The organism is Superficieibacter sp. BNK-5, assembly GCF_047456055.1.
GTDB lineage: Bacteria > Pseudomonadota > Gammaproteobacteria > Enterobacterales > Enterobacteriaceae > Superficieibacter.
The window spans coordinates 3,970,026-3,992,405 of the sequence record NZ_CP179893.1 but is presented as its reverse complement, the minus strand read 5'-3'; the positions used below and the strand labels follow the sequence as shown (position 1 = coordinate 3,992,405).

Genomic DNA, 22,380 nt, shown 5'->3' with positions numbered 1-22,380 from the left:
CGGCTTCTACGTTTTAGCTCACTCCGCCAGAATAAAGTTATTCTGGCGGCGAGGAACATCACATGCAGAATGCTTTATATGCTGGCGTTAATGCCGCGGCATTAACCTCATTTAACAGCGATTTGACGCTGAATTACGATAAAACTATCGCGCATTGCCATTATTTACTCAATAACGGTTGCAACAGCCTGGCAGTCTTAGGGACCACATCGGAAACCAATTCACTCAGCGTGCAGGAGCGTGAAACGCTGTTAGAACGTCTCGCCAGCAGCGGGATTGCGCCAACTAAGATGCTGCCCGGCACCGGCGCTTGCGATATTCCCACCGTTGTTCGGCTTTCGCGTCATGCGGCAAAAGTAGGGTGCCCAGGAGTCCTGGTGCTACCACCATTTTATTATAAATCCCCTTCTGAAGAGGGCTTGTATCAGTTTTATAGCGCTCTGGCCGAGCAATTAGGCGATGTGGTGAAGCTTTATTTCTACAACTTTCCGCAGCAGACAACCATTCCGTTAAGCACCGTTCTGATTGGACGACTGTTGAAAAATTACCCCGGCGTGTTTCAGGGCATTAAGGACAGCAGCGGTGATTTTGCCAATTCGCTGTCCTATATCGAGGCGTTTGCTAACCAGGGATTTGAAGTCTATTCCGGCGCGGATGCTACCTTCGCCCGTTTTATGCAGGCGGGCGGAGCAGGTTGTATTACCGCAACCACCAATATCGCCTCGTCGCTTACCGCGTCTATCTACCGCAACTATGCCAACGACCAGGGGATCGCCGCGCAGGAAAAGCTCAGCCGTCTACGCAGCATCGTAGCGATGGGAGATACGATTCCGGTGGTGAAAACCCTGCTGGCTTACCATACTCAGGACCCTTCATGGGAAACGCTGCGCCCGCCGCTGTGCGTGCTTTCTTCAGACTCCCGGCAAGCGCTCATTGAGGAATACCGCGCCCTTTTGCTGCAGTAATCAATCGATTTCTGGAGAATATGAAATGAAAAATACAGATAAAAAAACAAACGTCCGGTATCTGATGTTGGTTTTTATGGGTGTGGCGATGCTCGTTAATTTTATCGATCGTGCAACGTTGTCGGTTGCCGCCCCGGTGATGAGTAAAGAACTTAATTTTAACGCAGCGGATATGGGGTGGGCATTTTCTGCATTTGGCTGGGCGTATATGATTTTTCAGATCCCCGGCGGAATTTTACTGGATAAATTCGGGTCCCGGCTGGTGTATGGCCTGGCAATGATTGTATGGTCAGTTTTCACTTTTCTTCAGGGCGGTGTTTATCTTTTTCCCTCCGTCTTTGTTGCGCTTTTTATTCTCCGCTTCCTGATGGGAATGGCGGAGGCGCCCGCCACGCCCGCCAGCAGCCGCCTGTCCGTGCAGTGGTTTCCTGACCGGGAACGGGGTTTCGCCACCTCCATCTATCAGACGGCACCTTACGTGGCGCTGGGCGTCTTCACACCGGTGCTCTCCTGGGTCATCAGCATCTATAGCTGGCATTACGTTTTCTACAGCGCGGGTTTATTAGGTATTGTCTTTGGCGCGTTCTGGTTGATGTTCGTGCGCGATCCGCTGAAGCATAAATCGATTAATACGCAGGAGCTTGACTACATTCGTAATGGCGGAGGCATCCCGGAACTGGGGTCTGCGGAGCGTAAATCACAGCAGAAAGTGAGCTGGGGACAAGTGAAAAGTATGTGTTCAAACAGAATGATGATTGGCGTTTATATCGGTCAGTTCTGCCTCACGTCGATCACGTGGTTTTTCTTTACCTGGTTCCCGACCTATCTGTACCAGGAAAAGGGGTTGTCGATTATCAAAGTAGGGCTGGTGGCTGCGATCCCGGCTATCGCCGGCTTCGTGGGTGGGATTATTGGCGGTATGCTTTCCGATTATTTATTGAGGAAAGGCTACAGCTTGACCTTCTCGCGCAAGTTGCCGATTGTCTCGGGCATGTTGCTATCCTGCTCGATCATCGTGGCAAACTATACCCAGTCAATTCCAGTAGTTATCTTCGTGATGAGTCTGGCGTTCTTCGCTAAAGGATTCAGCAACCTGGGCTGGTGCGTATTGAGTGATACCTCACCAAAAGAAGTTCTCGGTCTTGCCGGCGGGATATTTAATACCTTTGGCAATGTGGCAGGGATTCTCACGCCGCTGGTGATCGGTTTTATTATTCAGGCGACCGGATCGTTTGACTGGGCCATTATTTACGTGGGATCGATGGGGATAGTTGGTGTTATTTCCTATCTCTTTATTGTCGGCAAATTGCAGAGAATGACGCTGGGGCCAGCGTCTGAAGTCTCCGTCAGCAAAACAGCAGTACATAACTAACTCCTGAAGCACTTGGGAAGATTTTCCTGAGCCAGCCATGTTGACGCCTTACAACATGGCTTTTTTATTAACGGCCAAAAAAAGCGCGCGATTTTACATAAATTAGCGACGCCGCCGTCAACCAGCAACTCGGTGCCCACCATAAAGCGTGATTCAGCAGACGTAAAAAAATCCACGCAATTGCGTGGATTTTATAGTTTTTTCGATTCTTCTAAGATTATCTGAAACCTCAGGAGAAAACAGATTTTATTTAGACGTTGAACAGGAAGTTCATCACATCGCCATCTTTAACGATATAGTCTTTGCCTTCCGCACGCATTTTGCCGGCTTCTTTCGCGCCCTGTTCACCTTTATAGGTGATGAAATCTTCAAAGGCGATGGTCTGTGCGCGGATAAAGCCTTTTTCAAAATCGGTGTGGATTTTACCGGCGGCCTGCGGTGCGGTAGCGCCGACAGGGATGGTCCACGCACGTACTTCTTTCACGCCTGCGGTGAAGTAGGTTTGCAGGTTCAGCAGCTCGTAGCCCGCACGGATCACGCGGTTCAGGCCCGGTTCTTCAATGCCCAGTTCAGCCATGAATTCGTCGCGGTCGGCGTCGTCCAGTTCGGCGATGTCAGATTCGACGGCGGCACATACGGCAACGACCACAGAACCTTCTTTCGCGGCGATTTCGCGGACTTTATCCAGATACGGATTATTTTCAAAACCGTCTTCGTTGACGTTGGCGATGTACATGGTCGGCTTCAGGGTCAGGAAGCTCAGGTAGCGGATAGCGGCTTTATCTTCATCCGTTAACGCCAGCGCGCGCAGCATACCGGCGTTTTCCAGCTGCGGCAGGCATTTTTCCAGCGCCGCTTGCTCAGCTTTAGCGTCTTTATCGCCGCCTTTCGCTTTTTTCGACACGCGGTGCAGGGCGCGTTCGCAGGTATCGAGATCCGCCAGCGCCAGTTCGGTGTTGATGGTGTCGATGTCTTCTGCCGGATCGACTTTACCCGCCACGTGGATGATGTTGTCGTTTTCAAAGCAGCGCACAACGTGCCCAATGGCTTCGGTTTCGCGGATGTTGGTCAGGAACTGGTTACCCAGACCTTCGCCTTTGGACGCGCCTTTTACCAGACCGGCGATGTCCACAAACTCCATGGTGGTCGGCAGAATGCGCTGTGGTTTAACGATTTCGGCCAGCTTATCCAGACGCGGATCGGGCATCGGAACCACACCGGTGTTCGGCTCAATAGTACAGAACGGAAAGTTTGCCGCTTCAATACCGGCTTTGGTGAGCGCATTGAACAGAGTGGATTTTCCGACGTTAGGTAAGCCGACGATACCGCATTTGAATCCCATGATGTAAATCACCTTAATATCTTGATAATCAATCTGTTATCAATAACAGATTGTAGAAAAGTAAATAACTTAGCCTATTATACACGGAGCCAGACAAAAATACCGCACATCGCGGCCTATTGCGCCCGGAAAGCGTGTAAGCGATTCGTGGCTTTGGTCAGACCTTCTTTAAGCCACACCTCAGTACAGCGCGCCGCTTCGTCAATCGCATCATCAATCAGCTTTTGCTCCGCTGCCTGCGGCTTGCCGAGCACAAAACCGACAACTTTGTTTTTATCGCCCGGATGACCGATACCGAGGCGTAAACGGTGAAAACCAGGGTTATTGCCTAACTTGCTGATAATGTCTTTCAGGCCGTTATGGCCGCCATGCCCGCCGCCGAGTTTAAATTTTGCCACTCCTGGTGGCAGATCCAGCTCGTCATGCGCCACCAGAATTTCATCAGGATTAATGCGATAAAAGGTCGCCATCGCGGCGACGGCTTTACCGCTCAGGTTCATAAACGTGGTGGGGACCAGCAGACGCACATCTTCCCCCGCCAGAGTAAGGCGCGAGGTATAGCCGAAAAATTTGCCCTCTTCACGCAGCGGGGCGCGATGACGCTCTGCCAGCAGATCCACATACCAGGCACCCGCGTTATGGCGCGTTGCCGCATATTCCGCACCGGGGTTAGCCAGGCCGACAATCAGTTTTATGCTCACGTAATTCTTCCTGAAGGGTCGATATTTTGCGCGTAGTGTACTGTCTGTGCGGGGCAATGACAAAATTACGCGACGGTGAAGTGAAAAGAGCATTAATTGCCAAAATGAACTATTAGAATTTGATGTGATTCAATAGCTTATTTGTAAATTTATGTTGACTTTATGTTCATTAATGTGATCCGTTACGCAATCCTTGCCGGGGTGGGTGGCTATACTTTATCCACAAGGAAAAGGGGTTTTCCCTTCCACCCAACGATCCGGAGGTTCATATGAAACGTAAAAACGCTTCGTTATGCGGTAATACTCTTATGGTGTTGGGCCTGGTTGTGATGGTTGTCGGCGTGGGATATTCCATACTGAATCAGTTACCTCAGCTTAACCTGCCGCAGTTTTTCGCGCATGGTGCGGTCTTTAGCATTTTCCTCGGCGCTATCCTGTGGCTGGCCGGGGCGCGTATCAGTGGACATGAGCAGGTCAGCGATCGTTACTGGTGGGTACGCCATTATGATAAACGCTGTCGTCGCGACGGTCGCCACAGTTAACTAGGATTAAAAAAAAACGGCCCTCATTAGAGAGCCGTTTGGGGAGCGTTAGCTGGACGTCGGTACATCTTCCAGCGCGGCATCACGATTAGGATAGAACGCCAGACGACCCGGGATCGGTTTTATTCCGGATCGTGCCATCGTGCGCAGCGGCTGGAATTCCAGGTTTGACACCCGCAACTCACATCCTTCCGGTAACTTATTCACAAAGCGCTGGAAAGCATCCAGACCACCTGCATCAAGAATCGGTACCGCATCCCACTTGAGCACGACGATGCGCTTGCCGACAATACGTGATTCCAGCTCGGTAAATAATCCTTCCGCCGCCGCGAAAAACAGCGGACCAATGACCCGCAGCACCAGCACATCGTCAGGGACGGTAACGTTAACCGGCGCGAAGCGGGTCATGCGGGCAATACGGCGCATAAACAGCAGCGAGGCCAGTACGATGCCAACGCTGATCGCGATGACCATGTCGAACAGCACCGTCAGTGACATACAAATTAGCATGACGATAATGTCGTCTTTTGGCGCACGGCGTAGCAGGTTAATGACCTTATGGGCTTCACTCATGTTCCACGCCACCATCAGCAGCAGCGCCGCCATCGCCGACAGCGGCAGCCAGGAGAGCAGCGGGGCCAGCACCAGCAGTGCCAGGATCACCAGGATGGAGTGGATCACCGCCGATACTGGAGAGGTGGCACCGGCACGCACGTTCGCCGCTGAACGGGCAATCGCGGCGGTGGCGGTAATGCCGCCAAAGAAGGGCGCGACAAGGTTGCCAAGGCCCTGGCCAATCAGCTCGCTGTTAGCTTTATGCTTGGTGCCGGTCATGCCATCAAGGACGACGGCACACAGCAGAGATTCAATCGCACCCAGCATCGCCATGGAGAACGCAGCGGGAAGCAGCGCGCGCAGCGAGTCCCAGCTCAGGGTAAAGGAGGAGCCGGGCAGATCCCAGGGCAGGATCAACTGCGGTAGCAGCTGTGGAATGCCGTTCCCTTTCGAACCATCCGCCAGCACATAGTGGAACTGCGAGCCAATCGTCGCCACGTTAAATCCCATCATGTTAACGATAGCCATCACCGCGCAGCCCGCCAGCAATGCCGGCAGGTGACCGGGCAAACGAATGCCAAGCCGCGGCCAGAAAATCAGCGTTCCCAGCGTCACAACGCCAATCGCGGCATCGCCCAGGTTGATGGTCGGTAACGCCATCACCAGTGCACCCACTTTTTGCAGATAGTGTTCCGGCACATGCGCCATTTGCAGGCCAAGGAAATCTTTGATCTGCATGGTGCCGATGGTGATGCCGATCCCGGAGGTAAAGCCGAGGGTGACGGAGAGTGGAATGTACTCAATCAATCGCCCAAACCGTGCCAGCCCAAAGAGCACTAAAAACAGACCGGAGATCAACGTCGCCATCAGCAGGCCGGAGAGACCAAACTGCTGCGCGACCGGATAAAGGATCACCACAAAGGCAGCGGTTGGCCCGGAGACGCTAAAGCGCGACCCACCGCTCAGGGCGATGACAATCCCGGCGACGGCGGAGGTATAGAGGCCGTATTGTGGTGCAACGCCGCTACCAATAGCCAGCGCCATCGCCAGCGGAATGGCAATGATACCGACGGTGATGCCCGCAATTAAATCGCGCGTAAAGCGTGAGGCGGTGTACTTCTCTTTCCAGCACGCATCAATCAGGGCGCGGAAAGGCATCACATGTGGAGAAAGAATATTTTTCACGATGGTGATCGTCCGTGAGCGCATCATCGGGGAATAAACAGACCGATGACGGAGGCATTAGTCATACAAATAAACATAACAGCAAAAAAAACCCGCCGTAGCGGGTCTTTTATACTGGCCCGATTAATGCTCGAACATAGCAGAAATGGATTCTTCATTGCTGATACGACGAATCGCTTCCGCCAGCATGCCTGACAGTGTCAGGGTACGCACGTTCGGTAAGGCTTTGATTTCATCAGATAGCGGAATAGTGTCACAAACCACAACTTCGTCAATGACGGAGTTGCGCAGGTTGTTCACTGCGTTACCAGAGAAAATCGGGTGGGTGGCGTAGGCAAACACGCGTTTTGCGCCACGCTCTTTCAGGGCTTCAGCCGCTTTACACAGCGTACCGCCGGTGTCGATCATATCGTCAACCAGCACGCAGTCGCGACCCGCTACGTCACCGATGATGTGCATCACCTGGGAAACGTTAGCGCGCGGACGGCGTTTGTCGATGATCGCCATGTCGGTATCGTTGAGCAGTTTGGCAATCGCACGAGCGCGAACCACGCCGCCGATATCCGGAGAAACCACAATCGGGTTGTCCAGATTCAGTTGCAGCATATCTTCGAGCAGGATCGGGCTACCAAATACGTTATCAACCGGTACGTCGAAGAAGCCCTGGATCTGTTCAGCATGCAGGTCAACGGTCAGTACGCGGTCAACGCCAACGCTTGACAGGAAGTCAGCGACGACTTTCGCGGTAATGGGTACGCGAGCAGAACGTACGCGACGGTCCTGACGGGCATAACCAAAGTAGGGAATAACGGCTGTGATGCGGCCTGCTGAAGCGCGACGCAGGGCATCGACCATAACAACCAGTTCCATCAGATTGTCATTGGTGGGAGCACAAGTGGACTGGATGATGAAAATATCACCACCGCGTACATTTTCGTTGATTTGTACGCTGACTTCACCGTCGCTAAAGCGACCAACAGCGGCATCGCCGAGAGAAGTGTACAGGCGGTTGGCAATACGTTGTGCTAGTTCCGGGGTAGCGTTACCAGCAAAAAGCTTCATATCAGGCACGAGAAGAACCTCAGGCATGCGTCCAGTGGTGGATGAAATGTGCCAAAAACTGTGCGGGCCAGGTACGATTTCATCCAGGCGGTGTATTAAAGAGCGCGATGCAACGTCTGAAACAAGGTGACGTTGTCACCGAAACTCAGTGTGCTCCGAAAGGGCTTGCTGTAGCAGTGAGTGGTTCATACCACGTGCTACAAAGCCTTGCAGCCATTCCGGGGCTTGCTCTAGCACCTGACGAGCAGCAGCTTCGGTCTCGAATTCAGCAAAGACACAGGCTCCTGTGCCAGTCAGGCGCGACGGCGCGTATTCTAACAGCCAGGAAAGCGCCGCATCAACCTCATGAAAACGTTTTCTTGCGATAACCTCGCAATCGTTGCTGAATTCACATTTTAATAACGCGTCAATTGACCTTTCTGGCGTATTACGCGGCAGGTCCGGGTCCTTAAAAATTACTGGCGTCGGAATGCTTACGCCGGGATGCGCGACCAGATACCATTTTTCCGCCACCGTCACCGGCGTCAGGACCTCGCCGACACCTTCGGCAAACGCCGCATGTCCGAGTACAAATACCGGCACATCCGCGCCGAGGGTTAATCCCAGCGTCGCCAGTTCATCTACCGATAGCCCGCACTGCCACAGCGCGTTGAGCGCCACCAGCACCGTGGCGGCATTCGACGAGCCGCCGCCGAGGCCGCCGCCCATCGGCAGGCGTTTCTCAATGCTGATATCGGCACCGCTACCGGTCGGCAGACGGTGGCTGTCTTTCGCTACCTGCATAAGCAGACGCGCAGCGCGCAGGATCAGGTTTTGTTCCTCTGGCACGCCACTCATCGGCGTCAGCAGGTGGACTTGCCCGTCCTGACGCAGATGAAAGGTGAGCGTATCGCCGTAGTCGAGAAACTGAAACAGCGTTTGCAGGGTGTGGTAACCGTCCGCCCGCTGTCCGGTAATGTACAAAAACAGATTCAGTTTGGCGGGCGAGGGCAAGCGTAGCGTCATTTAACGATCCAGTTGTCCATTTTCAGCTTAATGCGCTGCGTGCCCTGGGTCAGCTCCATATTGGACGGCAGCGCAGGCTGGGTTTTACTGTCGTAGCCGCTGTAAACCACTTTCCAGGTCTTACCGTTCTGGGTGTAGTTCAGCTCGCTTAAGCGGTACTGACTGTCAAGTTTATAATCCGTTGCATCGCCCGGCAGGCCAAGGATCCACTGACGCAGACTGTTAAGCGGAATCGGCATGCCGGTCAGTTTGCCGATCATCTCTTCCGCATCGTCAGCGTTATAGTGCTGGCCTTTATTGTCGACCAGTTCAACAGAACCCGGTTTGGCATTCAGTTCAAGCTCGGTGCTACCTAATGGGTTGGTTAGCAGCAGGCGATAGTTGTCCTGGCCGGTTTGCTGCCAGAAGAAGCGGGCATACACTTTTTGCTGTTCAGAAATATAGGCAAACGCACCGCGGGTCTGGTATTGATTCAGTTGACGGATTTCCTGCTGGTGCTGACGCCACTGTGGCGCATCAGGGCTGGCACCCGGACCTTTCGGCGGGTGAGTCATACAGGCGCTCAGAACCAGCGCGGTCAGCGGTAGCAGGCGAAGTAAACGGCTTTTAATCATCCTAAATCCTTGATGTGCGTTGCGGAGTTAACGCTTAATGCTAGCGTTACAGTAAGATACCGTCTACGTTCACGTTATCTTAAATCGCATTATCACCAATTACTCCGAAAGGATAGCGTCTCTTTTATTGACCTCGCGCATCCTGTATGATGCGCTCAGACTAACCTTATCAACGCTGGTACTACTCCCGCATCCATGACCCTTTTAGCGCTTGGCATCAATCACAAAACCGCTCCTGTCGCACTACGCGAACGCGTGGCGTTTGCGCCGGATACGCTCGATCAGGCGCTCGAAAGCCTGCTGGCGCAGCCAATGGTGCAGGGTGGGGTGGTGCTGTCGACGTGCAACCGGACCGAGCTTTATCTCAGCGTTGAGGAGCAGGGCGATTTGCGCGAGGCGCTGATCCGCTGGTTGAGCGATTATCACAATCTCAACGAAGAGGATCTGCGCAACAGCCTCTACTGGCATCAGGATAACGACGCGGTCAGCCATCTGATGCGCGTTGCCAGTGGTCTGGATTCGCTGGTGCTGGGCGAGCCGCAAATCCTCGGCCAGGTGAAAAAAGCCTTTGCCGATTCCGAGCGCGGACACCTTAACGTCAGCGAACTGGAGCGGATGTTCCAGAAATCGTTCTCGGTGGCCAAACGCGTGCGTACCGAAACCGACATCGGGGCCAGCGCGGTATCGGTGGCGTTTGCCGCCTGCACTCTGGCGCGGCAGATTTTCGAATCCCTCTCCACGGTGACGGTGATGCTGGTCGGCGCGGGTGAAACCATTGAACTGGTCGCCCGTCATCTGCGCGAGCATCGCGTGAGCAAGATGATTATCGCCAACCGTACCCGTGAACGCGCGCAGGCGCTGGCGGAAGAGGTTGGTGCGGAAGTGATTGCCTTAAGCGATGTTGATGCGCGCTTACAGGATGCCGATATTATTATCAGTTCCACCGCCAGTCCGCTGCCAATTATCGGCAAAGGGATGGTTGAGCGCGCGCTAAAAGCGCGGCGCAATCAGCCGATGCTGCTGGTGGATATCGCCGTGCCGCGCGACGTCGAGCCGGAAGTCGGCAAATTGTCTAACGCCTATTTGTACAGCGTTGACGATCTGCAAAATATTATTCAGCACAACCTGGCGCAGCGTAAGGCGGCGGCAGTGCAGGCTGAGACTATCGTGGAACAGGAAGCCAGTGAGTTTATGGCGTGGCTGCGCGCGCAAAGCGCCAGCATCAGCATCCGCGAATACCGCAGCCAAGCCGAATCAGCGCGTGATGAACTGACGGCCAAAGCGCTGGCGTCTCTGCAACAGGGAGGCGATCCGCAGGCCATTATGCAGGATCTGGCGCGTAAATTGACCAATCGCCTGATCCACGCTCCAACCAAATCTCTTCAGCAGGCTGCCCGTGACGGGGACGAAGAACGCCTGCATATTTTGCGCGACAGCCTCGGGCTGGAGTAGCACAACCATTCTTATAACAGGGTGCATTAACGCCTATGAAGCCTTCTATCGTTGCTAAACTGGAAGCTCTGCACGAGCGCCATGAAGAAGTTCAGGCGCTGCTGGGCGATGCGGGAACCATCGCTGACCAGGAGCGGTTCCGGGCGCTGTCGCGCGAATACGCGCAGCTTAGCGATGTTTCACGCTGCTTTACTGACTGGCAACAGGTTCAGGAAGATATTGAAACCGCGCAACTGATGCTCGACGATCCTGAAATGCGCGACATGGCGCAGGAAGAGATGCGCGATGCGAAAGAGAAAAGTGAACAGCTTGAGCAGCAGTTACAGCTGTTGTTACTGCCAAAAGATCCCGATGACGAACGCAACGCGTTTGTTGAAGTCCGTGCGGGAACTGGCGGTGATGAAGCCGCACTGTTTGCCGGCGATCTGTTCCGCATGTATAGCCGCTATGCAGAGTCCCGCCGCTGGCGTGTGGAGATCATGAGCGCCAGCGAAGGCGAGCACGGCGGTTATAAAGAAGTCATTGCTAAAGTCAGCGGCGACGGCGTTTATGGTCGCCTGAAATTTGAGTCCGGCGGACATCGCGTCCAGCGCGTTCCCACAACGGAATCTCAGGGGCGTATCCATACCTCCGCCTGTACCGTCGCGGTGATGCCGGAGCTGCCGGAAGCCGAAATGCCGGACATTAACCCGGCGGATCTGCGCATTGATACTTTCCGCTCCTCCGGGGCGGGTGGGCAGCACGTTAACACCACCGATTCCGCGATTCGTATTACCCACCTGCCGACCGGCATTGTGGTGGAGTGTCAGGACGAACGTTCTCAGCATAAAAACAAAGCCAAAGCGATGTCGGTGCTTGGCGCTCGTATCCACGCGGCGGAAACGGCCCGACGTCAGCAGGCGGAGGCGTCTACCCGTCGTAATCTGCTGGGCAGCGGCGATCGCAGCGACCGTAACCGCACCTATAATTTCCCGCAGGGTCGCGTGACGGATCACCGCATCAACCTGACGCTTTACCGTCTGGATGAAACCATGGAAGGAAAGCTGGATATGCTGATTGAGCCTATCGTGCAGGAATTCCAGGCCGATCAACTGGCGGCGCTGGCCGATCAGGAATGATGGATTTTAAACAGTGGCTGGATCGGGCCATTGGCCGTTTACGTGCCAGCGAAAGTCCCCGCCGCGACGCGGAGATTTTGCTGGGCTACGTCACGGGCAGGGCGCGAACCTATATTCTCGCCTTTGCCGAGACCACGCTGACATCTGCCGAGCAGGAACAGCTGGAGACGTTGCTGGTCCGCCGCGAGCGCGGTGAGCCCATCGCGCACCTCACCGGGCAGCGTGAATTCTGGTCGCTACCGCTGTTTGTCTCACCCGTGACGCTGATCCCGCGCCCGGATACCGAATGCCTGGTGGAACAGGCGCTGGCGCGTCTGCCCGCTGAACCATGCCGGATACTGGATCTCGGCACAGGTACTGGCGCGATTGCATTGGCGCTGGCGACGGAGCGCCCCGACTGTCAGGTGACGGCGGTGGATTTCGTAGCGGAGGCGGTAGCGCTGGCGATACGCAATGCGCAGCATCTTGATATTCGTAACGTCACTATCCTGCGCAGCGACTGGTTTCGCGCGCTGGCAGGGCAGCGTTTCACTGTTATCGTGAGCAATCCGCCCTACATTGATGAAACCGATCCTCATCTGGATCAGGGTGACGTGCGCTTTGAGCCGAAAAGCGCGCTGGTGGCGGATGAAAACGGACTGGCCGATCTGGCCCATATTATCGCTACCGCGCGCGATTACCTGCTGCCGGGAGGCTACGTACTGCTTGAACATGGCTGGCAGCAGGCCGCGGCGGTGCGTGAGTTGTTCACGGCGATGGGCTATCAACAGGTAGAAACCTGTCAGGATTACGGCGGCAATGACCGCCTGACGCTGGGACAGCTATGACGCTTTTCCTGCTGGTGTTTTATACGCACATCGTCGCGGTTACGCTGTCGATTAGCCTGTTTGTGCTGCGCTACTGGTGGCGCTATACCGCAAATACTCTTGCCGCGAAGCGCTGGGTTCGGGTGGTGCCGCATATTGTCGATACCGTATTGCTGCTCAGCGGCGTCGGGCTTATCGCTATAACGCACTATCTGCCCTTCACCGCGCACGGCGCGTGGCTGACTGAAAAGCTATTTGGCGTTATTATTTACATCGTTTTGGGTTTTGTTGCGCTCGGCCGTCGTTGTCCGCGCAGCCAGCAAACGGGTTTTATTGCGTTTATGCTGGGGCTGGTGGTGCTTTACATCATCATTAAACTCGCCACCACAAAAATACCGTTATTGGGGTAAGTTATGAGGTCGTTGGCCGATTTCGAATTTAACAAAGCATCGCTGGGCGAGGGCGTGATCCGCATTTCAGAGATCGTGCGCGCCGATTTTCCAACGCAGGCCGTTTATCACGAACTGGAAAATCTGGTCAGTCTCGCGCAGGAAGAGATCAGCGCGGCCTGGAGTGAAGAGCGGCAGCTTGAAAAGCTGCTGGAGCTATTTTTTGACGAGTGGGGATTTGGTGCCTGTCGTGGGATCTATCGCCTCTCTGATGCGCTGTGGCTGGACCAGGTGCTGCAAAAGCGTCAGGGCAGCGCGGTCTCTCTGGGGGCGATTCTGCTGTGGATCGCCCAGCAACTCTCGCTGCCACTGGCTCCGGTGATTTTCCCGACGCAATTGATACTGCGCGCTGAAACGTCTGAAGAGTTATGGCTGATTAACCCTTTCAATGGCGATACGCTTGACGAGCATACGCTGGAAGTGTGGCTGAAAGGCAATATTAGCCCGATCGCGGAACTTTTTAATGAAGATCTGGACGAAGCTGATAATTCCGAGGTCGTGCATAAGCTGCTGGATACCCTGAAAGCGGCGCTGATGGAAGAAGGGCAGATGGAAATGGCGCTGCGTGCCAGTGAAGCGCTGCTGGCGTTCAACCCGGAAGATCCGTATGAAATCCGCGACCGGGGTCTGATCTACGCGCAGTTGGAATGCGATCACATTGCATTGACGGATTTAAACTATTTCGTCGAGCAGTGTCCGGAAGACCCGATCAGCGAAATGATCCGCGCACAAATTAACGCGATTTCGCATAAACACATTACGTTGCATTAATCTGGAATGAATCCGATTTAACCCTGATAAGGCGATCCTATGAAACAAAAAGTGGTTAGCATTGGCGATATCAACGTCGCAAACGACCTGCCGTTCGTGCTGTTTGGCGGGATGAACGTCCTTGAGTCGCGCGATCTGGCGATGCGCATCTGTGAACACTACGTGACCGTGACGCAGAAACTGGGCATCCCTTACGTGTTCAAAGCCTCTTTTGATAAAGCCAACCGTTCCTCTATTAGCTCTTACCGTGGTCCGGGCCTTGAAGAAGGCATGAAGATTTTTCAGGAACTGAAGCAGACCTTCGGCGTGAAAATCATTACTGACGTACACGAAGCCAGCCAGGCACAGCCGGTTGCGGATGTGGTTGACGTGATCCAGTTGCCCGCGTTCCTTGCTCGCCAGACCGATCTGGTGGAAGCGATGGCGAAAACCGGCGCGGTGATCAACGTGAAAAAACCGCAGTTCGTCAGCCCGGGTCAGATGGGTAATATTGTCGACAAGTTTATTGAAGGCGGTAACGATCAGGTGATCCTCTGCGATCGCGGAGCAAACTTCGGTTACGACAACCTCGTTGTGGATATGCTCGGCTTCGGCGTCATGAAAAAGGTATCTAACAACTCACCGGTGATTTTTGACGTGACCCATGCGCTTCAGTGCCGCGACCCGTTTGGCGCAGCATCTGGTGGTCGTCGTGGTCAGGTGGCTGAACTGGCCCGTGCCGGGATGGCGGTCGGTCTGGCCGGTCTGTTTATCGAGGCGCACCCGGATCCAGCCAATGCAAAATGCGACGGCCCGTCCGCGCTGCCGCTGGATAAGCTGGAACCGTTCCTCAAGCAAATGAAAGCGATTGACGATTTAGTGAAAGGTTTTGACGAACTGGATACCAGCAAGTAAACAGCATCTGAATAAAAAACCCGCTACGGCGGGTTTTTTATTGGCATGAGCACAAGGATGCCTGGCGGCGCTTCGCTTGCACAGGCCTACGGGTGGTAGGGCATTTGCTGTGTGCGCGGGATGCCTGATGTTTGATGGATAATGGGATAGGTATTGAGGATCGGGTAGGCCGGGTAAGCGAAGCGCCACCCGGCATCACGCCACGCTCAGGCAAAGATCGTCATCAAATAGGCGATAAATAACGCCAGATGCGCCGCGCCGTTCAGGACATTGGTACGCCCGGTGGAGAAGGAGAGCTGGCATAGCATCAGGGAGGCGATCATAACAACCATTTCCGGCGCGCCCAGCGCAAAGACCAGCGTATTGCCCGTCAGGAAGGCGATCAGCGTTACCACCGGCACGGTCAGGGATATCGTCGCCAGCACCGAGCCGAAGAAAAGGTTCATCGCACGCTGCACCTGGTTATTCAGCACCGCTTTCATCGCGCCAAGCCCTTCCGGTGACAGGATCAACAGCGCGACCAGAAAGCCGGTAAAGGCCACCGGCGCATTAAGCTCGGTTAACAGCGCCTCCAGCGGATGCGCGTTCATTTTGGTCACGGCAATCACCGCAATCAGATGCACGATCAGCCAAACGGTATGCCAGAGACTACTGTGTGCAGACGGCTTACCGTGGTGCGGATCGTCATCGTCACCCTCATCTTCGTGCTCATAAACAAACAAGCTCTGGTGCGTTTTAGTCTGGATTAACAGAAAGACGCCGTACATGGCGGCGGAAATCAGCGCTGCCAGCAACGCCTGAGCGGTCGTAAAATTGCCGCCAGGGAGCGCCATCGGAAATACCAGCACAATAATCGCCAGTGGAAACAGGGCGATCAGATACTGTTTTATACCGAACAGGTTGACATATTGGGTGGCAAATTTACGTCCACCGAGCAGAAGCGCGACCCCAACCAGCCCGCCGGTTACAATCATAATGATGGAATAAAGCGTATCGCGCATTAGCGTCGGCGCGGCGTCGCCGGTGGCCATTAATGCAGAAATAAGGCTGACTTCAAGAATAACGACTGAAAGGCTTAAAATAAGGGAGCCAAAGGGTTCACCCAGGCGGTGTGCAAGGACGTCTGCATGTCGAACGACGCTGAAGGCGCTGGCCAGGATGCCGACTAATGCCAGCGCATTAATACCGATGACCGCTGGCAGTGACTGACTGTTCCCCCATAACAGCAGCACTGCCAGGGCAAGCACCGGGAAAATAAGCGAGGTCTCCTTGTGGCGGGTTTTAACCGCCTCTGCGTTGTGAGGCATAAACCATCTCCATATATGTATTGTAATTATAGATAACCGAAAGCCATAACGTAGCAGAATATGGGCGTTTTTGAGTGGTTTTTTACTTTTATTTACTACTGAATCAAAAAACGGTTTGAAGGGCTTTATTTCTATCTTTATAGGATATTCATACGTGATTACAATGCATTATGCTTACCTCATTATCACTTTCCTCTCTCACTGGCAGGCAGAGCATTCCTGAACCAGGCTTATTGTTTACCGTTAAGAGGAGAAGAGTATGCCGTACAAAAACAAAAGCGATCTGCCCGATAACGTGACCAACGTACTGCCGGCCCACGCGCAGGAGATCTACAAAGAGGCTTTTAATAGCGCCTGGGATCAATATAAAGATAAAGAAGACCGCCGTGGAGATGCCAGCCGGGAAGAGACCGCCCATCGCGTTGCCTGGGCTGCGGTGAAAAATGACTATGAAAAAGGAGATGATGATAAGTGGCATAAGAAAAAATAGCCGCTGACCTCCGCCACGAGTGATTTTCCTGCGCTGTCAAAGTGAGACGGTTGCATCCGGCCTGCATTTTGCATATCGTGAGGACAGGCTGAGTAATAAATCATCAGCGTAAGGATGACCGAATGTGGCAGGGTGCCGTAGTCGTGGTGGAGGTAGAATAACGTGTTAACCCGTGATTTCCTGCTGAACGCAGATTGTAAAACGGCATTTGGCGTGATTGAGGAATCGCTGTTGTGGAGTGCGGAACAGCGGGCATCATCGCTGGCGGCGACGCTGGCCTGTCGGCCCGACGACGGCCCGGTATGGATTTTCGGCTACGGTTCGCTGATGTGGAACCCGGCGCTGGAGTTTACCGAGTCAGCGACCGCCACCCTGCCGGGATGGCATCGCGCCTTTTGCCTGCGCTTAACCGCCGGACGCGGCACCGCCTGCCAGCCAGGTCGCATGCTTGCACTGAAAGAGGGCGGGCGCACCACCGGGGTCGCTTACCGTCTGCGTAATGACGTTCTGGAAGAGGAGCTAACCCTGCTGTGGAAGCGGGAGATGATCACCGGCTGTTATATGCCCACCTGGTGTCAGCTTACCTTGGACGATGGCCGCAAGGTCAACGCGCTGGTGTTCATTATGGATCCGCGTCACCCACTTTATGAATCCGATACCCGCGCCCAGACTATCGCACCATTAATTGCGGCAGCCAGCGGCCCGCTGGGCACCAACGCACAGTATCTTTTCTCACTGGAAGAAGAACTGGTCAAATTAGGCATGCACGATGATTGTCTGAATGAACTGGTAGGGAAGGTGCGCACGCTGCTGGGGGGGACGAGGCTGTCAGGCCTGGCCTGAAAATGATGCCCGGTAAGCGCTACCGGGCACAGACATCATGCAGCGACGTAACTGATAGAGTGCTCCAGCGACTGACTGTGGCTATCGATCAGGACGTTCCAGGTTCCGCTGTACGGTACGGTCAGATAAGCGTTTTCGCGATCCTGCACGCTAAGAATATCCGATTGCAAATCCTGAGTGCGCTCTTTCGCACTCATTAAATGAATATGACAACGTTCGGAACAACGAACGACCACCGTATCTCCACCAAACAATCTTAAACTTGCTTTCACCAGTGCCATTTTATACCCCATCAAAAGTATCAACGCTTTCCCTGCCGGAAAATCCTGTCTGTGATGTTGTTCACAATTCACTCTCTGCATAACACCAAATGGGGAGGCGACAAATGCTGATTTTGATCAAAAAAAAGGATAAAGCTTAAACAAAAATGACAAAATGCCTGAAACGTTTCCGCTGACGCGCAAATAACCGAAAATTGCGCGCCAGCGTAAAATTAAATGCGGAAATGCCCCGCCGTTTCAGCAAGGTCGCCCGCCTGGCCCTGTAACGCTCCGGCAGCCGCAGCGGATTCCACCACCAGTTCCGCATTCTGCTGCACCATGCGGTCAAGATCGTTTACGGCATGGTTTATCTCCCGGATCCCACGCATCTGCTCGCTGCTGGCGACGCTGATTTCGCGCATAATGCCCGATACGCTACCGATGCTGGCGACGATTTCCTGCATACTTTCGCCTGCCAGCCGGACATAGCGTGAGCCGGTGGCAACGCTGTCGGTGGTCGCGTCGATAAGCGATTTGATCTCCTTCGCCGCCTGCGCGCTGCGGCTGGCTAAATTACGCACTTCACCTGCCACCACGGCAAAGCCGCGTCCCTGTTCTCCCGCCCGCGCCGCTTCCACCGACGCATTCAGCGCCAGGATATTAGTCTGGAAGGCTATGCCATCAATCACGCTGGTGATATCGCCGATTTTGGTCGACGCGCTTTCAATAGATTGCATCGTCTCAATGGCGTGAGATACCACCTCGCCACCGTGCGATGCGGCCTGGCTGGCTTTTTGCGCCTGCTCATTGGCATCGGCAGCGGATTCGGTGGACTGGGTAACCGAGGCGGTGATCTGCTCAATGGCGCTGGCGGTTTCACGCAGGCTGGAGGATGCTTGCTCGGTGCGGGTCGACAGATCCTGATTACCGGCGGCGATTTCGCGCGCTGCGGTCTGGACCGAGGCACTGGCGTCGCGAAGTTGTACCATCACCACCGCAAGCTTATCGCTGAAGGCGTTAAACGCATGGGCAATTTGCGCGATTTCATCGCGCCCCTTTTCCGGCAGACGCTGCGATAAATCGTTGGTGCCATTGCTGATAGCGAGCATCGCATCGCGGATGGTCAGCAGACGTTTCAGGAGTGCCGCAACAATAGCATGCACCACCGCGCCACCCAGCAGCACCAGGATAATGAGCGATAACGCCGAGGCTTTCAGCAGCGAAACCATTCCGGCGGTGGCATCTTTACGATCGAGGGCGATGACTAACCGCCAGTGGGTACCCTTAACCGGAGTGGCGGACAATATTTTGTCCTGACCGCCAAGCTGACCCTCAACGGTTTTGCCTGCCGCGAGTGCGGCAACGTCCGCACCGCTCACCATTTCGCTAAACGGTTTTAAGGTCAGTTTCGGATCGCTGGCCGCAATAATGGTGCCGTCGCTGTCGAGCAGAAGCCCGCTGCTGGCGGGGGTAGGATGGATTTCCCGCACATTGGCGACGACGTTATCCATCGAAACATCCCCGGCGACAACCGCTTTCAGTTCACCATTTTCCGTGACCGGAACGGCGAATGTCACCACCAGCTTACCGGTTCCGGCATCGACATAGGGTGCCGTGACGACAGGAGCGTTATCTTTTGCCGCCTGCTGATACCACGGGCGGATCGTCGGATCGTAATCCGCAGGAATGCCGTTAGCATCGGAGAATTTTGCCGTATGGCTGGCGTAGCCGACATAAACGTTAATAAATCCACCCGCGCGGGCGATCTGCGACAGCACAGGGATCGGGTCGGCAGACAGGGCCGCCGATTGCAGGGAGGCGATCATCGCCAGTTTACTGCTGGCCCAGTCCGTAATCGCCATGCCATGACTGTCCTGAGCACTGGTGATTATCTCCTGCTGCGAACGCTGATTATTATGCTGTGTGACCTGGTAATTGATTACGGTGTTAAGAAGAAGGGCAATGGCTAAACAGGCAGCCGTTGCGGCAATGATGCGAGTGCGAATAGACCTGAACATAATAATTTTACCTGCGGTGTTGTTTCGAAATTTATCGGCAACACGGCAGGTAAACTTGATGCTCTGACTTAAGTAATAAGAAAAAAATATGAAGCAGCGCTACAGAATTAAAAGGTTAATACTTTGTCTGCTTCCAGCGTCCAGCTTGCCAGTTCAACAAGGGTGCCGATTTCCACGCCGTCAATCAGCGGCAGGGCCGTTATTCCACGACCGTCGGTACAGGTTTTACACAGCTTCACCGGCACGTTCTGCGCAGTGAGAATTTCCAGCATTTGCTGGATATTATAGCCTTCAGCCGGTTTTTGTCCGCGCAGGCCCGCCGTCACGGCGTCTGACATCAGGAACAGGCGTAAATCCAGATCGGACTGCTGCTCACGCAGGGCAATGGCCAGACGCAGACTGTTAAACAGCGACTCGCTGCCGTAAGCGGCTCCGTTAGCGATAATCACAAGGCGTTGCATCGTTATTCCTCTCATCGGGTAAGGGGTTGAAAGCCTTATGCTACCGCTAAACAGGCGGGCACAACACCCCTTGCTACTGACCGAAGCGCCCAATTAAGCCCGCTGCCGCCAGCGTCTTGCCTTTCAGCTTGTCGAAAAGCTGGTCGCGGGTTAATCCTGCCGGGAGATCGGGAGCGAGTGAGGTGGCAATAAGCGTAAAGGTATAGTGGTGAGCGCCACTGCCCGGAGGCGGACAGGGACCGTGCCAGCGATCGTTACCCGGGGTGTTTTTACCGCCGGTAAACCCTTTGCCGTCACGCAGCGCGTTGGTAGTAAACCCGGTTGCCGAGGCGGGGATGTTATATGCCACCAGATGCGTCACCCCTAATCCTTTTGCGCCTTCAGGGTCGTGGACAATCAGCGCCAGGCTTTTGGTTTCCTGCGGTAAGTTGCTCCACACCAGCGGCGGAGAGTTATTTTCACCAGTACAGTTGGGATTATCTTTGGCATTGCCGGCAAATTTTTTATCCATCATCCCGTTGTCGGTAAAGGCGGGAGATTGCAGCATAAAAAGAGAATCGGCCGCAGCGCCGCCAGCGTAAATCAGTAATGCGCTGCACAACAAAGGTTTCAGCATTGTTAGCATGATAATGCTCTCCAGAGGGTCACGCCTTAACTGTAGTTAAACCGCAGCGGCAGGGTTAGGGATTTTCCTGAAATTTCGGGCAGGGATGAAAACCCGCAGGAAAAAGGCTAAGGTAAGGGTATGCCATTGCCTGCTTTTACCTCTACGAGGTTAATGTCCAGAGAATTCCTCTTTTTATCCCCCGCGACCTTACTCTTGCTGCTGGCAGGGGGTGTTGCTCATGCCCAGGGTGCATTCGTCGAGCAGGCGGAAAATCCGCTGGATAATAATCAGGATGGTCTGCCGGATTTAGGTCTTGCTCAGCCCACCCATGAAGGTGAAAAAAGCCTCGCGGAAATGGCGAAGGCGTTTGGCGAAGCGAGTATGGTCGATAATGGGCTGGATGCCGGAGAGCAGGCCAGAACCTTTGCCCTCGGGCAGGCGCGTGACGCATTGAGTTCCGAGGTCAATGAGCAGTTGCAGAGCTGGCTGGCGCCGGGAACCAATGCCAGCATTGAACTGCGCGTTGATGATGAGGGCGACTTTTCCGGTAGTCGCGGTAGCTGGTTTTTCCCGTTGCAGGATCTTGAGCACCGTCTGAGCTGGACCCAGTTTGGTGTCACTCGCGAGGACGAGGGACTGGTGACTAACGCGGGCATCGGTCAGCGCTGGACTGCCGGACACTGGCTACTCGGCTACAATACCTTTTACGACAACCTGCTCGATGAAAACCTGTCAAGGGCTGGTCTGGGCGCGGAAGCGTGGGGCGAAAATCTGCGTCTGTCGGCGAATTATTACGAACCGTTGCAAAGCTGGCATAACACTTCTATGACCCTCCAGCAGCGGATGGCCCGCGGTTACGATGTGACCGCTGCCGCCCGCCTGCCGTTTTATCAGCATTTGAATACCAGCCTTAGCCTGGAGCAGTATTTTGGCGACAGCGTCGATTTGTTCAGCAACGGTACGGGCGAGCATAACCCGGTGGCGGTGAAGCTGGGGCTGGATTACACCCCGGTGCCGCTGGTAACGCTCAGCGCACAACATAAGCAGGGCGAGGGGGGCACCAGCCAGAATGATGTCGGGCTGAAGCTTAATTATCGTTTTGGCGTGCCGCTGAAAAAGCAGCTTGAGGCTAATGAAGTGGCGGCCAGTCGCTCGCTGCGCGGCAGTCGCTACGACGAAGTGCAGCGAAGCACATTGCCGGTGATGGAATCGCGCCAGCGTAAAACGCTGTCGGTATACCTGGCGACCCCGCCATGGGATCTGAAGCCTGGCGAGACGGTGGCGCTTAAGTTACAAATCCGCAGCAGCTTTGGCATCAAAACGCTGGAGTGGCAGGGCGATACGCAGCCGCTCAGCCTGACGCCGCCGGCCAACGGCAACTCCGCCGACGGCTGGACCATTATTATGCCGGCGTGGGATTATACCGAGGGTGCGGAAAACCGCTGGAGACTGGCGGTAACGGTAGAAGACCAACGCGGGCAGCGCGTCTCATCCAATGAGATCGTGCTGGCGCTGACCGAACCGCTGGTGACTTTCAAAAACGAGAATATGCCCTAGCGCG

At 54.6% G+C, this 22,380-nt stretch carries 23 protein-coding genes; 12 read left to right on the top strand and 11 right to left on the bottom strand.

The features are described 5' to 3' along the window. Positions 1–62: 62 nt before the first annotated feature. The gene (locus ACMGGS_RS19175) at positions 63–965 is read left to right on the top strand and encodes a dihydrodipicolinate synthase family protein (RefSeq protein ID WP_414163943.1); all 903 of its coding nucleotides are present in this window, start codon (positions 63–65) and stop codon (positions 963–965) included. Positions 966–990: 25 nt separating this feature from the next. Beyond that, entirely contained in the window at positions 991–2,337 is a 1,347-nt protein-coding gene (locus ACMGGS_RS19170) for a D-galactonate transporter (RefSeq protein ID WP_176917865.1), read from the top strand. A gap of 250 nt (positions 2,338–2,587) precedes the next feature. On the opposite strand, the gene ychF is transcribed toward ACMGGS_RS19170, so the two are convergent. Next, positions 2,588–3,679, bottom strand: coding sequence for a redox-regulated ATPase YchF (ychF, locus tag ACMGGS_RS19165; protein WP_176917866.1), 1,092 nt, complete (start codon positions 3,677–3,679; stop codon positions 2,588–2,590). A 116-nt stretch (positions 3,680–3,795) separates the two neighbouring features. Further along, complete coding sequence (gene pth, locus ACMGGS_RS19160; protein WP_194206725.1) at positions 3,796–4,380, bottom strand: aminoacyl-tRNA hydrolase; 585 nt, start codon at positions 4,378–4,380, stop codon at positions 3,796–3,798. 269 nt (positions 4,381–4,649) lie between these two features. Between pth and ychH the strand changes: the two genes are divergently transcribed. Further along, complete coding sequence (gene ychH / locus ACMGGS_RS19155; RefSeq protein WP_176917868.1) at positions 4,650–4,922, top strand: stress-induced protein YchH; 273 nt, start codon at positions 4,650–4,652, stop codon at positions 4,920–4,922. Between the two features lie 48 nt (positions 4,923–4,970). Here the strand turns inward: ychH and dauA are convergent, their stop codons facing one another. The 4 genes from dauA to lolB form a co-directional block, all read right to left on the bottom strand. Next, positions 4,971–6,635 (bottom strand): C4-dicarboxylic acid transporter DauA, encoded by a 1,665-nt coding sequence (gene dauA / locus ACMGGS_RS19150; protein ID WP_414166318.1) that lies wholly within the window; start codon positions 6,633–6,635, stop codon positions 4,971–4,973. 150 nt (positions 6,636–6,785) lie between these two features. After that, on the bottom strand, positions 6,786–7,733 hold the full coding sequence (gene prs, locus ACMGGS_RS19145; RefSeq protein ID WP_003856663.1) for a ribose-phosphate diphosphokinase: 948 nt from the start codon (positions 7,731–7,733) through the stop codon (positions 6,786–6,788). 126 nt (positions 7,734–7,859) lie between these two features. After that, positions 7,860–8,729, bottom strand: coding sequence for a 4-(cytidine 5'-diphospho)-2-C-methyl-D-erythritol kinase (gene ispE, locus ACMGGS_RS19140; protein ID WP_414163942.1), 870 nt, complete (start codon positions 8,727–8,729; stop codon positions 7,860–7,862). Continuing rightward, the gene (lolB, locus tag ACMGGS_RS19135) at positions 8,726–9,343 is read right to left on the bottom strand and encodes a lipoprotein insertase outer membrane protein LolB (protein WP_176917870.1); all 618 of its coding nucleotides are present in this window, start codon (positions 9,341–9,343) and stop codon (positions 8,726–8,728) included. The genes ispE and lolB overlap by 4 nt, the downstream gene beginning before the upstream one ends. A gap of 195 nt (positions 9,344–9,538) precedes the next feature. Here lolB and hemA point away from each other — a divergent pair, with 195 nt between their 5' ends. From hemA to kdsA, 6 genes are read left to right on the top strand one after another with little or no spacing between them, the layout of a single operon-like run. Further along, the gene (gene hemA, locus ACMGGS_RS19130; RefSeq protein ID WP_414163941.1) at positions 9,539–10,795 is read left to right on the top strand and encodes a glutamyl-tRNA reductase; all 1,257 of its coding nucleotides are present in this window, start codon (positions 9,539–9,541) and stop codon (positions 10,793–10,795) included. Between the two features lie 35 nt (positions 10,796–10,830). Continuing rightward, the gene (prfA, locus tag ACMGGS_RS19125) at positions 10,831–11,913 is read left to right on the top strand and encodes a peptide chain release factor 1 (protein WP_414163940.1); all 1,083 of its coding nucleotides are present in this window, start codon (positions 10,831–10,833) and stop codon (positions 11,911–11,913) included. After that, positions 11,913–12,740, top strand: a complete 828-nt coding sequence (gene prmC, locus ACMGGS_RS19120; protein WP_414166317.1) for a peptide chain release factor N(5)-glutamine methyltransferase — start codon at positions 11,913–11,915, stop codon at positions 12,738–12,740. Before prfA ends, prmC begins: the two co-directional genes overlap by 1 nt. Further along, entirely contained in the window at positions 12,737–13,129 is a 393-nt protein-coding gene (gene sirB2, locus ACMGGS_RS19115) for an invasion regulator SirB2 (RefSeq protein ID WP_414163939.1), read from the top strand. Before prmC ends, sirB2 begins: the two co-directional genes overlap by 4 nt. A gap of 3 nt (positions 13,130–13,132) precedes the next feature. Next, a complete protein-coding gene (gene sirB1 / locus ACMGGS_RS19110) occupies positions 13,133–13,939 on the top strand; it encodes an invasion regulator SirB1 (RefSeq protein WP_414163938.1) in 807 nt (268 codons plus the stop codon). A 39-nt stretch (positions 13,940–13,978) separates the two neighbouring features. After that, complete coding sequence (gene kdsA / locus ACMGGS_RS19105) at positions 13,979–14,833, top strand: 3-deoxy-8-phosphooctulonate synthase (protein ID WP_414163937.1); 855 nt, start codon at positions 13,979–13,981, stop codon at positions 14,831–14,833. A gap of 206 nt (positions 14,834–15,039) precedes the next feature. Here kdsA and chaA read toward each other — a convergent pair whose 3' ends face one another. Continuing rightward, on the bottom strand, positions 15,040–16,140 hold the full coding sequence (gene chaA, locus ACMGGS_RS19100; protein WP_414163936.1) for a sodium-potassium/proton antiporter ChaA: 1,101 nt from the start codon (positions 16,138–16,140) through the stop codon (positions 15,040–15,042). Between the two features lie 259 nt (positions 16,141–16,399). Here chaA and chaB point away from each other — a divergent pair, with 259 nt between their 5' ends. Together chaB and ACMGGS_RS19090 are read left to right on the top strand one after the other, a co-directional pair. Continuing rightward, positions 16,400–16,630 carry a putative cation transport regulator ChaB gene (chaB, locus tag ACMGGS_RS19095; RefSeq protein ID WP_194206732.1) on the top strand — a complete coding sequence of 77 codons (231 nt, stop codon included), beginning with the start codon at positions 16,400–16,402 and terminating at the stop codon, positions 16,628–16,630. A 162-nt stretch (positions 16,631–16,792) separates the two neighbouring features. Further along, positions 16,793–17,473 (top strand): gamma-glutamylcyclotransferase, encoded by a 681-nt coding sequence (locus ACMGGS_RS19090; protein WP_414163935.1) that lies wholly within the window; start codon positions 16,793–16,795, stop codon positions 17,471–17,473. A gap of 35 nt (positions 17,474–17,508) precedes the next feature. Here the strand turns inward: ACMGGS_RS19090 and ACMGGS_RS19085 are convergent, their stop codons facing one another. The 4 genes from ACMGGS_RS19085 to ACMGGS_RS19070 all read right to left on the bottom strand — a co-directional run bounded on the left by ACMGGS_RS19085 (position 17,509) and on the right by ACMGGS_RS19070 (position 20,828). Further along, entirely contained in the window at positions 17,509–17,754 is a 246-nt protein-coding gene (locus ACMGGS_RS19085) for a DUF1883 domain-containing protein (protein WP_176917879.1), read from the bottom strand. 212 nt (positions 17,755–17,966) lie between these two features. Next, positions 17,967–19,751: a methyl-accepting chemotaxis protein gene (locus tag ACMGGS_RS19080; protein WP_414163934.1), complete on the bottom strand. Its 1,785-nt coding sequence runs from the start codon at positions 19,749–19,751 to the stop codon at positions 17,967–17,969. 107 nt (positions 19,752–19,858) lie between these two features. Then, a complete protein-coding gene (locus tag ACMGGS_RS19075) occupies positions 19,859–20,212 on the bottom strand; it encodes a DsrE/DsrF/TusD sulfur relay family protein (RefSeq protein WP_414163933.1) in 354 nt (117 codons plus the stop codon). Positions 20,213–20,285: 73 nt separating this feature from the next. Next, positions 20,286–20,828, bottom strand: coding sequence for a YbhB/YbcL family Raf kinase inhibitor-like protein (locus tag ACMGGS_RS19070; protein WP_414166316.1), 543 nt, complete (start codon positions 20,826–20,828; stop codon positions 20,286–20,288). A gap of 162 nt (positions 20,829–20,990) precedes the next feature. On the opposite strand from ACMGGS_RS19070, the gene ACMGGS_RS19065 reads away from it, so the two are divergent. Continuing rightward, positions 20,991–22,376 carry a YchO/YchP family invasin gene (locus ACMGGS_RS19065; RefSeq protein ID WP_414163932.1) on the top strand — a complete coding sequence of 462 codons (1,386 nt, stop codon included), beginning with the start codon at positions 20,991–20,993 and terminating at the stop codon, positions 22,374–22,376. The last annotated feature ends 4 nt before the right edge of the window (positions 22,377–22,380 follow it).